Origin of the sequence: Pseudomonas bubulae, assembly GCF_900618535.1 — a bacterium.
GTDB lineage: Bacteria > Pseudomonadota > Gammaproteobacteria > Pseudomonadales > Pseudomonadaceae > Aquipseudomonas > Aquipseudomonas bubulae.
Map to the genome: position 1 here is coordinate 253,805 of NZ_UYJA01000005.1, position 12,537 is coordinate 266,341.

At 58.9% G+C, this 12,537-nt stretch carries 7 protein-coding genes; 5 read left to right on the plus strand and 2 right to left on the minus strand.

Annotation, left to right across the window (positions count from 1 at the left end):
• Positions 1–243: 243 nt before the first annotated feature.
• The 5 genes from aceE (at position 244) to msrA (ending at position 9,864) form a co-directional block, all read left to right on the plus strand.
• Complete coding sequence (gene aceE, locus PPTH39_RS18440) at positions 244–2,886, plus strand: pyruvate dehydrogenase (acetyl-transferring), homodimeric type (protein ID WP_095000903.1); 2,643 nt, start codon at positions 244–246, stop codon at positions 2,884–2,886.
• Positions 2,887–2,897: 11 nt separating this feature from the next.
• Positions 2,898–4,529, plus strand: a complete 1,632-nt coding sequence (aceF, locus tag PPTH39_RS18445) for a dihydrolipoyllysine-residue acetyltransferase (RefSeq protein ID WP_095000902.1) — start codon at positions 2,898–2,900, stop codon at positions 4,527–4,529.
• A 365-nt stretch (positions 4,530–4,894) separates the two neighbouring features.
• Entirely contained in the window at positions 4,895–6,280 is a 1,386-nt protein-coding gene (locus PPTH39_RS18450) for an alkaline phosphatase D family protein (RefSeq protein ID WP_095025240.1), read from the plus strand.
• Positions 6,281–6,455: 175 nt separating this feature from the next.
• On the plus strand, positions 6,456–9,149 hold the full coding sequence (locus tag PPTH39_RS18455; protein WP_095000900.1) for a sensor domain-containing phosphodiesterase: 2,694 nt from the start codon (positions 6,456–6,458) through the stop codon (positions 9,147–9,149).
• A 67-nt stretch (positions 9,150–9,216) separates the two neighbouring features.
• Positions 9,217–9,864 carry a peptide-methionine (S)-S-oxide reductase MsrA gene (msrA, locus tag PPTH39_RS18460; protein ID WP_095000899.1) on the plus strand — a complete coding sequence of 216 codons (648 nt, stop codon included), beginning with the start codon at positions 9,217–9,219 and terminating at the stop codon, positions 9,862–9,864.
• A 109-nt stretch (positions 9,865–9,973) separates the two neighbouring features.
• On the opposite strand, the gene PPTH39_RS18465 is transcribed toward msrA, so the two are convergent.
• Both PPTH39_RS18465 and putP read right to left on the minus strand, forming a co-directional pair.
• On the minus strand, positions 9,974–10,816 hold the full coding sequence (locus tag PPTH39_RS18465; protein WP_095000898.1) for a 23S rRNA (adenine(2030)-N(6))-methyltransferase RlmJ: 843 nt from the start codon (positions 10,814–10,816) through the stop codon (positions 9,974–9,976).
• A gap of 170 nt (positions 10,817–10,986) precedes the next feature.
• Positions 10,987–12,474 carry a sodium/proline symporter PutP gene (gene putP, locus PPTH39_RS18470; RefSeq protein WP_095000897.1) on the minus strand — a complete coding sequence of 496 codons (1,488 nt, stop codon included), beginning with the start codon at positions 12,472–12,474 and terminating at the stop codon, positions 10,987–10,989.
• Positions 12,475–12,537 lie beyond the last annotated feature (63 nt).

A 12,537-nucleotide genomic window follows, 5' to 3' on the forward strand; every position in this document is an offset into this window, starting at 1 on the left:
GCAGATAAAAGCACCAACAATATCGATTTTTCGCACAACGAAACAGGTGGCCACCAGGACCATTCCTGTAGTTTTACTACTGCATGACACACTCGAAAGGCTGAAATGGCCGACGATTTGTAGTAAAACTACACGCCGCTGGAATCAACCTCCGGCCATCCAAGAATTTATGTCGTCTGCCCACAAGGCCAGTCGCAAACTCAGGCAACCGATTCTGGAAGCCTATCCGCCCTGGAGCAAGCCATGCAAGACCTCGATCCCGTCGAAACCCAGGAATGGTTGGACGCCCTGGAATCGGTTCTCGACAAAGAAGGCGAAGACCGCGCTCACTATCTGATGACCCGTATGGGTGAGCTCGCTACCCGCACCGGTTCGCAGCTGCCGTATGCCATCACCACGCCTTATCGCAACACGATTCCCGTAACCCACGAAGCACGCATGCCTGGCGACCTGTTCATGGAACGCCGCATTCGCTCGCTGGTACGCTGGAACGCCATGGCCATGGTGATGCGCACGAACTTGAAAGATTCTGACCTGGGCGGTCATATCTCCAGCTTCGCTTCCAGCGCAACCCTGTATGACATCGGCTTCAACTACTTCTTCCAGGCCCCGACCGACGCACACGGCGGCGACCTGATCTACTTCCAGGGTCACACCTCGCCAGGCGTTTACGCCCGTGCGTTCATGGAAGGCCGCATCAGCGAAGAACAAATGAACAACTTCCGCCAGGAAGTGGACGGTCAGGGCCTGTCGTCCTACCCGCACCCTTGGCTGATGCCTGATTTCTGGCAGTTCCCGACCGTGTCGATGGGCCTTGGCCCGATCCAGGCGATCTACCAGGCGCGCTTCATGAAGTACCTGGAAGCCCGTGGCTACATCCCTGCTGGCCAGAAAGTCTGGTGCTTCCTGGGCGACGGCGAGTGCGACGAGCCGGAATCCCTGGGCGCAATCTCCCTGGCAGGCCGTGAAAACCTCGACAACCTGATCTTCGTCATCAACTGCAACCTGCAGCGCCTCGACGGTCCGGTTCGCGGCAACGGCAAGATCATCCAGGAACTCGAAGGCGTGTTCCGCGGCGCTCAGTGGAACGTAACCAAAGTCATCTGGGGCCGTTTCTGGGACCCGCTGCTGGCCAAAGACGTCGACGGTATCCTGCAACGTCGCATGGACGAAGTCATCGACGGCGAGTACCAGAACTACAAAGCCAAAGACGGCGCGTTCGTACGTGAACACTTCTTCAACACGCCGGAACTCAAGGCGATGGTTGCCGATCTGTCCGATGACGAGATCTGGAAGCTCAACCGTGGCGGCCACGACCCGTACAAGGTCTACGCGGCGTACCACGAAGCGGTCAACCACAAAGACCAGCCAACCGTTATCCTGGCCAAGACCATCAAGGGTTATGGCACCGGCGCCGGCGAAGCGAAAAACACCGCGCACAACACCAAGAAGGTTGATGTTGAAAGCCTGAAGCTGTTCCGCGATCGTTTCGACATCCCGGTCAAAGACGACGAAATCGAAAACCTGCCGTTCTTCAAACCGGAAGCAGGCAGCGCCGAAGCCCGTTACCTGAGCGAGCGCCGTGCCGCACTGGGCGGTTTCGTACCTCAGCGCCGCGCACAGAGCATCAGCATTCCGACCCCGCCACTGGAAACCCTCAAGGCCATCCTTGACGGCTCCGGCGACCGTGAAATTTCCACCACCATGGCTTTCGTGCGGATCCTCGCGCAGCTGGTCAAGGACAAGGAAATCGGCCCGCGCATCGTTCCGATCATCCCGGACGAAGCCCGTACCTTCGGTATGGAAGGCATGTTCCGCCAGCTGGGCATCTACTCCTCTGTCGGCCAGCTCTACGAGCCAGTCGATAAAGACCAGGTGATGTTCTACCGCGAAGACAAAAAAGGTCAGATCCTCGAAGAAGGCATCAACGAAGCAGGCGCCATGAGCTCCTTCATCGCCGCCGGTACTTCGTACTCCAACCACAACCAGCCGATGCTGCCGTTCTACATCTTCTACTCGATGTTCGGCTTCCAGCGTATTGGCGACCTGGCCTGGGCCGCTGGCGACAGCCGCACCCGTGGCTTCCTGATCGGCGGCACCGCCGGGCGTACCACGCTCAACGGTGAAGGCCTGCAGCACGAAGACGGTCACAGCCACATCCTGGCCGGTACCATCCCGAACTGCCGCACCTTTGATCCGACCTACGGCTATGAGCTGGCGGTGATCATTCAGGACGGCATGAAGAAGATGACCGAAGAGCAACAGGACGTCTTCTACTACATCACCGTCATGAACGAGTCCTACCAGCAGCCAGCCATGCCGGCCGGTGTCGAGGAAGGCATCGTCAAGGGCATGTACCTGCTCGAGGAAGACACCAAGGAAGCGGCGCACCACGTTCAGCTGATGGGCTCCGGCACCATCCTGCGTGAAGTCCGTGAAGCGGCGATCATCCTGCGTGAACAGTTCAACATCGGCGCTGACGTATGGAGCGTTACCAGCTTCAACGAACTGCGTCGCGACGGCCTGGCCGTAGAGCGTCACAACCGCCTGCACCCTGGCCAGAAGCCTCAGCTGAGCTACGTTGAAGAGTGCCTGACTGGCCGTAAAGGTCCGGTGATTGCCTCTACCGACTACATGAAGCTGTTCGCCGAACAGATTCGCCAGTGGGTACCGGTCAAGGAATTCAAAGTGCTGGGCACTGACGGTTTCGGCCGCAGCGACAGCCGCAAAAAACTGCGTCACTTCTTTGAAGTAGACCGTCATTTCGTGGTGTTGGCAGCCCTGGAAGCACTGGCTGACCGTGGCGATATCGAACCTAAAGTGGTGGCAGAAGCCATCGTCAAGTTCGGCATCAACCCGGAAAAACGCAACCCACTGGACTGCTGAGGAGAATATTTGTGAGCGAACTCATTCGAGTACCTGACATCGGCAGCGGCGACGGTGAAGTCATCGAGCTGTTTGTAAAAGTCGGCGACCGTATCGAAGCCGATCAGAGCATCCTGACCCTGGAATCGGACAAGGCGAGCATGGAAATCCCTGCTCCCAAGGCCGGTATCGTCAAGAGCCTGAAGATCAAGCTGGGCGACCGCCTGAAAGAAGGCGACGAACTGCTGGAACTGGAAGCCGAGGGCGCCGCTGCGGCGCCTGAAGCACCGGCCCCTGCTGCAGCTCCTGCTGCGGCCGAAAAACCTGCTGCTCCTGCTGCCGAGGCCCCTGCGGCCCCGGCTGCACCTGCCGCTGCTACCATCCAGGACATTCATGTCCCGGATATCGGCTCGTCGGGCAAAGCTAAAATCATCGAAATCCTGGTCAAGGCCGGCGATACCGTTGAGGCTGATCAATCCTTGATCACTCTCGAGTCCGACAAGGCCAGCATGGAAATTCCATCGCCAGCCGCCGGTGTGGTTGAGAGTATTTCGGTCAAGCTGGATGACGAAGTCGGCACTGGCGACTTTATCCTCAAGCTCAAGGTTCAAGGCGCTGCGGCACCTGCTGCTCCTGCCCAGGCCGCTGCTGCTCCAGCACCGGCAAAAGCTGAAGCACCTGCAGCCCCGGCACCTGCTGCGAAAACCGAGGCTGCTCCTGCCCCGGCCGCCGCGCCTGCGCCAAAAGGTGGCAAGGTTCACGCCGGCCCTGCCGTGCGTCAACTGGCCCGCGAATTCGGCGTCGAGCTGAGTGCAGTCACTCCGAGCGGCCCGCACGGCCGTATCATCAAGGAAGACGTGCAGGCGCACGTCAAAGCCATGATGCAAAAAGCCAAGGAAGCACCGGCCGCCGGCGCAACCGGTGGTGCTGGCATTCCGCCGATCCCTGCTGTCGACTTCAGCCGTTTCGGTGAAGTGGAAGAAGTGGCCATGACCCGCCTGATGCAAATCGGCGCGTCGAGCCTGCACCGCAGCTGGCTGAACATTCCGCACGTGACTCAGTTCGACCAGGCTGACATCACCGAGCTGGAAGCCTTCCGCGTCGCGCAAAAAGCCGTCGCAGAAAAAGCCGGCGTGAAACTGACCGTACTGCCTCTGCTGCTCAAGTCCTGCGCGCACCTGCTCAAGGAAATGCCGGACTTCAACAGCTCGCTGGCGCCAAGCGGCAAAGCGATCATCCGCAAGAAGTACGTCAACATCGGCTTCGCCGTTGACACCCCGGATGGCCTGCTGGTGCCTGTGATCAAGAACGTTGATCAGAAGAGCCTGTTGCAACTGGCTGCTGAAGCCGCTGCACTGGCCGCCAAGGCCCGTGACAAGAAGCTCACCGCAGACGACATGCAAGGCGCGTGCTTCACCATTTCCAGCCTCGGTCACATTGGCGGCACCGGCTTCACGCCAATCGTCAACGCACCGGAAGTGGCTATCCTCGGCGTATCCAAGGCAACCATCCAGCCAGTCTGGGACGGTAAAGCCTTCCAGCCGAAGCTGATGCTGCCACTGTCGCTGTCCTACGATCACCGCGTGATCAACGGCGCTGCTGCTGCACGCTTCACCCAGCGTCTGAGCCAGTTGCTGGGCGACATCCGCACTATCCTGTTGTAAGCCACGCCCCGGCCTTCGTCACTGAAGGCCGGGGTAGCGCACTGTTTTCCGAGCGCCACGCTCGTACCTCAACCCCGCCATTTGGCGGGGCTTTTTTTTGCCTGCGATTTGAAGAGCCCCTCACCCCAACCCTCTCCCGGAGGGAGAGGGAGCTGATTGGCGGTGTTTTGAAGTTGCGTGCGCTTAGGCCCCTCTCACTTTGGGAGAGGGCTAGGGTGAGGGGCTTTTCTGACACTCACTGCCCTTCAAGCACTACACCCAGCGCTGAATCCATGAATGGGTCAACCACCCAACCACTTCTACCGTTAACCAAAGGAATTGAACCACGCGATTGCCATCGCCCAAACATCAGAAAGGATTTCGATGTGATCCCACCCACCGTTGGCCCGATAGTGGGCTTTACCACTTCACAGCACGCGCGCATTTTTGTCCGCGGCGAACTCGACAAAAACAACGCCGTCTTCGCCGGTATCCGGCATCGCAAGGCTGGCGACAGCCAGTGGTCTGCCGGTGTGTTTTCAAGACTGAGCCCTGAGTTCGACATGTCCGATACGCTGGTCTTGAACACTCTGCACAGTGATACCCGCTACGAATACCAGGCTGGCTGGTTCGCCACCGCAAACCCCGGGCACACGACTGAAACCGTCAAGCAGATCCCGCTTCAATGGCCTGCCACGGTATACAGTTTCAAGACCGACTCAACTGCACGCAACCGTACTCGCCGATATGTCGTTGGCTCTTGCCGCTACCTCAGGCTCACGGCAGGCATCCCTTCTGCCCCGCACCTAGGGGACGAAATCTTCGGCAACATCCATGCACTGACCCGCCAGCAAAGCATTGATGCTGTGGTGATGGCCGGCGATCAGGTGTATGTCGATGACCTGAATATTGTGGCCCCGGACCGCGACTACTCCAGCATCACCCGAAAATACCGCGCCGCTTTCACACAACCCCATATCCGCAAGCTAATGGCAGGCACTGCGACCTACATGATCCTCGACGACCATGAAATCGAAGATAACTGGCCAGCCAATCGGGATACCGGAGATAAAACGCTCTACAACAACGCCATGAGAGCTTACGAGGCTTACCAGTGCAGCCATGGCCCGGCCCACGACCTGCTGCCCGACGGGCGCATCAACCGCAACCTGTCCCGCTACTGGTACAGGTTTGCCAACGCTGACATCGACTGGTTCGTCATGGATTGCCGCACCGAGCGCACCCTTACGGGGCGTGACAAACGCATGATCGGCGTCACTCAGGAACAGGCACTGCTCAAATGGCTGATCAACAGCAACGCCAGGGTCAAGTTCATCGTCAGCAGCGTCATGCTTATGCCCGACCAACGGCGCGACAATGACGGCTGGAAGGCCTTTGCGGCGCAGCGCAACCGCATCCTCGAATCCATTCGCAGCAACGCCATCAAGAACGTGGTGTTCGTGTCGGGCGATATTCATGGCTCGCTCTGCTGTCATCTGACCCACGACAAAAGCCCGGACTTTATCGTACACAGCGTGGTGTCCTCACCCCTGTGCAATACCAGACTGCTGCCGTACGCGAACGTCAGAGACCTGCTCGTCAACACCCCCCTGACCAGCGTGGGCACTGGCACTTACTCACTCAAGCTCAACAGTCGAGTGGTCAGCGAAGACAACTTCGTCTGCCTGAGCATTAGCGGCCAACAACTCAAGGTTGATTTTCACAATAAAAAGGGCCGGATTATCGAGTCCGCAACTGTTGAGCTTAAATAAGCTGCAAACCTTGCCGATCGGCCTGCAGGAAATCCCCGACCGGCCGATAAGCCCTTATAGCACTTAGCCTTTATGTTCACTTGTCAGCACGCCGAGCATGATGCAACCTTGCCGTCTACCACAGAGACAGGGTGACAGCCCGTGCGCAATCCGCATTTGTGAAGCGAGTGCCCCAATGAAAAGCCAGCCTGATGCTGCCCCGCGCCTGGCAGCCGAGGTCGTGACCCAGCTCCCCGTACCTTCCAGGCTCGGCATGCTGCGTTTCGAACGGCTTAATGAAGCCAGCTGGGCCATGCTCTATCTCGACCCGCACTGCGAGCGCCAATTCGGCATGCCCGCGGCAGACTTGTGCGCGCTGGTTGGCTCGCCTTACGCCAGTCTGATGGAACCCCGCGCCCGCTATCACCTGCACGATGCAATCGAGCATCAGCTCAGGACCAGCCACCACTACGTTGTGCATTACACCCTGCACACCGCCCTGGGCCCACTGAACCTGATGGAGCTGGGCGAGGCCTACAAACAGCACAATCGACATTTTTTGCGCGGCTATCTGCTGGCCATTGAAGACAGCGCTGCCAGCCCTTCGCCCGCCCCGGTGGCCGAACTTGAAACACAAAACAGCCGCCTGCAGATCGCCCTGGCGCTCAACCAGCGTACCCAGGCGGATCAACTTCAGCATCTAGAGCGCGTGCGTGCCCAGCAGGACTTGATCCTGCGCCTCGCCCGTCATCGCTACAGCCAGCACAATTCGCTGCAAGAAGCCGCCGAGCTGATCACCCGCAGCGCCTGCGATATCTATCAAATCGATGGTGCCAGCCTGTGGAATCTTGAAGGCAACCGGTTGCTGCCTGTTTCGGCGTTCGAACGCGAGACCCAGGCCCATGTCGCGCAAGACATCTTCGATGCCAGCCACTTCCCCGACTACCTGGAAGCCTTGCACACCAGCCGCTCGATCGACGCGCCGAACGCCAGCCGCGACCCGCGCACCCGCGAACTGGTGGCCAGCCTGGGCCGGCACGAAGCCAATGCCATGCTCGACGCAGGTATCCGCATCGACGGTCAGGTGGTGGGCGTCCTGTGCCTGGAGCAGGTCGGCAGAACCCGCGCCTGGCAAGCGGACGAAATCGCCTTCGCCGGCGAGCTGGCCGACCAGTTTGCCCAGGTCATCAACAACCACAACCGCCGCGCTGCCACCAACGCCCTGCACCTGTTCCAGCGCGCCGTCGAACAAAGTGCCAACGCCTTTTTGCTGGTCAACTGCGATGGCGTGGTGGAGTACGTAAACCCCAGCTTTACCGCCATCACCCAATACAGCACCGAGGAAGTCCAGGGCCATAAACTGTCCGAGCTGCCCGCTCTGGAAAACCTCAGCGAACTGCTCTTCGATGCTCACTCCAGTCTGAGCAAAGGCAACAGCTGGCAGGGTGAATTCAAGAGCCGACGCAAAAACCTGGAACCCTACTGGGGGCAGATGTCGATTTCCAAGGTGTATGGCGACAACCGTGAGCTGACCCACTACATCGGTATTTATGAAGACATCACCGAGGCCAAGCTGGCGCAGCAGCGCATCGAACGCCTGGCCTACACCGACAACCTGACCAACCTGGGCAACCGCCCGGCCTTTATCCGCAACCTCGATGAACGCTTCGCCCGCAACAGCAACACGCCGGTGTGCCTGTTGCTGGTGGACATCGACAACTTCAAGCGCATCAATGACAGCCTTGGCCACCAGACCGGCGACAAGCTGCTGATCAGCCTGGCCCGGCGCCTGCGCAACAGCCTGAGCGCCAGCGATGGGCTGGCGCGCTTTGCCAGTAACGAATTCGCGGTATTGCTGGACGATACTGACCTGACGACCGGACAGCAAATTGCCAGCCAGTTGCTGATGACCCTCGACAAGCCGATGTTCGTCGATAACCAGCTGATCAGCGTCACCGGCTCGGTCGGGGTAGCCTGTGCGCCCTTGCATGGCCGGGATCCGCAAACCCTGATGCGCAACGCAGGCCTGGCGCTGCACAAGGCCAAGGCCTGCGGCAAGCACCAGGTGCAGGTGTTTACCGAAGCCCTGAATGCCGAAGCCAGCTACAAACTGTTTGTCGAAAACAACCTGCGCCGCGCCCTGACCCAGAACGAACTTGAGGTGTTCTACCAGCCCAAGCTGTGCCTGCGTACCGGACGACTGCTGGGCATGGAAGCCCTGCTGCGCTGGAACCACCCTAAAAACGGCATGATCCGCCCCGATCAGTTCATCAGCGTGGCCGAAGAAACCGGGCTGATCATCCCTATCGGCAAATGGGTCGCCCGCCAGGCCTGCCGGATGAGCCGGCAACTGAGCCTGGCCGGGCTGGGCAGTCTGCAAGTAGCGATCAACGTGTCGCCCAAGCAGTTTTCCGACCCGGACCTGGTTGCCTCGATTGCCAGTATCCTCAAGGAAGAACAGTTACCGGCTGCGCTGCTGGAGCTGGAGCTGACCGAAGGCTTGCTGCTGGAAGCCACCGACGACACCCGCCTGCAACTCGACCAACTGAAAAAACTGGGCCTGACCCTGGCCATGGACGATTTCGGCACCGGCTACTCATCGCTCAGCTACTTGAAAAAATTTCCGATCGACATCATCAAGATCGACCGCAGCTTTATCAAAGACATCCCCGACAACCAGAACGACATGGAAATCACCTCCGCCGTGATTGCCATGGCCCACAACCTCAAGCTCAAAGTGGTTGCCGAGGGCATTGAAACCGCTGCACAGTTGGCATTCCTGCGCCGCCATCGCTGTGATGTAGGCCAGGGTTATCTGTTCGACCGACCTATCCCCGGCAGCGAACTGATAGAAAAACTCAAACGCTACCCGCGTGGCCCACTGGCCTGACAGCGCCGTAACACTCGGGCACACTAGCAGCCTGACTTCCTACACTCTGACTGAGAGGACATGAAACATGGTCTTGCGCTCGGAAATCCTGGTGAATAAAAACGTGCTACCCACTAAAGAACAAGCCCTGCCCGGCCGTGACACTCACGTACAACTGCCGGAAACCCACTACGTCACCGGCCAGCCGCTACTGGGCCCGTTCCCGATGAACGTGGACTTCGCGATTTTTGGCCTGGGTTGCTTCTGGGGCGCAGAACGCAAGTTCTGGGAGCGCGAAGGCGTAGTCAGCACCGTAGTGGGCTATGCGGGCGGCTACACGCCGAACCCGACCTACGAAGAAGTCTGCTCGGGCCTGACCGGCCATACCGAAGTGGTGCTGGTGGTCTACGAACCGGAAGTGGTCAGCTACAAGCAATTGCTGGCCATGTTCTGGGAACTGCACAACCCCACCCAGGGCATGCGCCAGGGTAACGACATCGGCACCCAGTACCGCTCGGTGATCTACTGCACCACCCCTGAACAGCTTGAGCAGGCACTGGAAAGCAAGAAGGTGTTCCAGGCGGAACTGGACAAGGCCGGGCTGGGCACCATCACCACTGAAATCGACCAGGCGCCAACGGTGTACTTCGCCGAGGCATACCACCAGCAGTACCTGGCGAAAAACCCGCAGGGTTATTGCGGTATCGGCGGCACCGGTGTGACCTGCCCGATTTGATGTAGCACAAAAAACGGTGGGAGCGGGCTTGCTCGCGATGCAAGCGACTCGGTGTTTCTGTTACACCGCATCGCCTCGATCGCGAGCAAGCCCGCTCTCACATTGGTTTTCAGCTATTTTCCGCAATCAACCATTCCATCTGCCAGCCACCCTGGGTTTGACCCAGTTTTTTGGCCAGCCACGGCAACAGTTCGCGCAGCTCTTCTTCGAGACCCCAAGGCGGGTTGGCGATCGCCAGGCCCGAACCATTGAGGCTGTTGGGCGTATCCAGCGGATGCACGAACAACTCCACCTGCAGCAACTTCGGTGCACCTGAACCTGCCAGGTCCTGATAGAAACGACGCAACTGGCGCTTGTCCTTGATCGGATACCAGATCGCTACAACGGTCTGGCGCATGCGACTGATCGCGTCTTTCAACGATTCGGCGCAGCGCTTCATTTCGTCGAGTTTCTCGAACGGCGGGTCGATCAGCATCAAGCCACGCTTCTCAGCCACCGGCAGCAAAGCACGCGGCACATGCCAGCCTTCGCCCAAATGCACCGCTACGCGGCGATCACCCTTCATGTTGTCTTTGAGCAATACGCCGTCTTCGGGGTGTTTCTCGTTCAACAGCACACGGTCCTGGGAACGGGTCAGGCGTCGCGCCCACTCCGGCGAGCCCGGGTAATAGCGCAACTCGCCATCCGGGTTCATCTTGTGCAGTACTTGCATGTAGTCATCAGTCACTGCAGGCAGGTCTTTCTGCCCCCACAACCGTGCAATGCCTTCAAGGTACTCGCCCGTGCGGTTGGCCTGATCGCCCTTGAGGTCGTACAGACCAATACCGGCGTGGGTATCGAGATAGGCAAAAGGCTGCTCTTTGCGCGACATCAGGGCGATGAGGCGGGTCAAGACGATATGTTTGAAGACGTCGGCGTGGTTGCCGGCGTGGAAGGCGTGACGATAGTTCATGGTTGCTCCTGCGCAGGAGGCGAAGTTTACCTTGTACGCAACCTGACGTCAGGTCGCGGGCGTTTTTTCCGAGATACGGTGAGCAACACCCAGGCAAAAAAAAACGGCCCGTCTCACCTGGAGACGGGCCGTTTCTGAACACTTCAAGGTCAGCGCAAGCGCTTCTCTGATCAGCTGTTTTGCTGGAAGTCTTTTTCAGCAGCGTCGAAACGCTCGATCATGCCTTTGCTTGGGCCTTTGCCCGCAAGGCTTGCCAGCACAATGGCCAGGCTGCCCAGGATAAAGCCCGGGATGATTTCGTACAGGCCAAACAAGGCGAAATGCTTCCACACGATCACGGTAATGGCACCGACCAGAATACCGGCCAATGCACCATTACGGGTCATGCCTTTCCACAGTACAGAGATCAGTACTACTGGACCGAACGCAGCACCGAAACCTGCCCACGCGTAGCTCACCAGACCCAGCACACGGTTCTCCGGGTTGGAGGCCAGTGCAATGGCGATCAGTGCAACCACCAGCACCATGATCCGGCCAACCCATACCAGTTCCAGCTGGGAGGCATTTTTACGCAGGAAGGACTTGTAGAAGTCTTCGGTCAGGGCACTGGAGCACACCAGCAACTGGCAGCTCAGGGTACTCATGACCGCAGCCAGAATGGCCGACAGCAGCACACCGGCAATCCACGGGTTGAACAGCAGCTTGGCCAGTTCAATGAATACGCGCTCTGGGTTTTCGGTCACCGGCCCGGCCACTTCAGGGTGTGCCGAGAAGTAAGCGATACCGAAAAAGCCTACAGCGACCGTACCGGCCAGGCACAGGATCATCCAGGTCATGGAGATGCGACGCGCCTTGGCGATCGACTTGACCGAATCAGCGGCCATGAAACGCGCCAGAATGTGCGGTTGACCGAAGTAACCCAGACCCCAGCCCATCAGCGAGATGATGCCGATGAAGGACGTGCCCTTGAGCATGTCGAAGTTGCTTGGGTCGTTGGCCTCGATGGCCAGGAACGTGGTGTCTACGCCACCCGTGGCCAGCAGCACGATGATAGGCGTCAGGATCAGCGCGAAGATCATCAGGGTGGCTTGAACCGTGTCGGTCCAGCTCACTGCCAGGAACCCACCGATAAAGGTATAGGCGATGGTCGCCGCAGCACCGGCCCACAAGGCGGATTCGTAAGACATGCCGAAGGTGCTTTCGAACAGGCGGGCGCCGGCCACAATGCCGGAAGCGCAGTAGATGGTGAAGAACACCAGAATCACGATGGCCGAGATGATCCGCAGCAAACCGCTTTTGTCTTCAAAACGGCTGGAGAAGTAATCCGGCAAGGTCAGCGCATCACCGTTGTGCTCGGTCTGTACCCGCAGGCGACCGGCAACAAACAGCCAGTTCAGGTAAGCGCCGGTCACCAGACCGATGGCGATCCAGCTTTCCGACAAGCCGGACATGTAGATCGCACCCGGCAAACCCATCAACAACCAGCCGCTCATGTCGGAGGCACCGGCGGACAATGCAGTGACAACGCTGCCCAGGCTACGGCCACCGAGAATATAGTCAGAAAGGTTGTTGGTGGAGCGATAAGCCATCAGGCCAATCAGCACCATTGCCGCAATATAGATCACGAACGTGATCAGGGTTGGGTTACTAACACTCATTGATAAAGCCCTGGCATTGTTTTTATGTTTAGCGGCGGTCTGGCCGTACGCTCACAAACGTCC

What these genes read in the sequence shown, in the direction of transcription:
- putP (WP_095000897.1), bottom strand. Translation starts at nt 12,474, where the DNA reads ATGAGTGTTAGTAACCCAACCCTGATCACGTTCGTGATCTATATTGCG.
- msrA (WP_095000899.1), top strand. Translation starts at nt 9,217, where the DNA reads ATGGTCTTGCGCTCGGAAATCCTGGTGAATAAAAACGTGCTACCCACT.
- PPTH39_RS18465 (WP_095000898.1), bottom strand. Translation starts at nt 10,816, where the DNA reads ATGAACTATCGTCACGCCTTCCACGCCGGCAACCACGCCGACGTCTTC.
- PPTH39_RS18455 (WP_095000900.1), top strand. Translation starts at nt 6,456, where the DNA reads ATGAAAAGCCAGCCTGATGCTGCCCCGCGCCTGGCAGCCGAGGTCGTG.
- aceE (WP_095000903.1), top strand. Translation starts at nt 244, where the DNA reads ATGCAAGACCTCGATCCCGTCGAAACCCAGGAATGGTTGGACGCCCTG.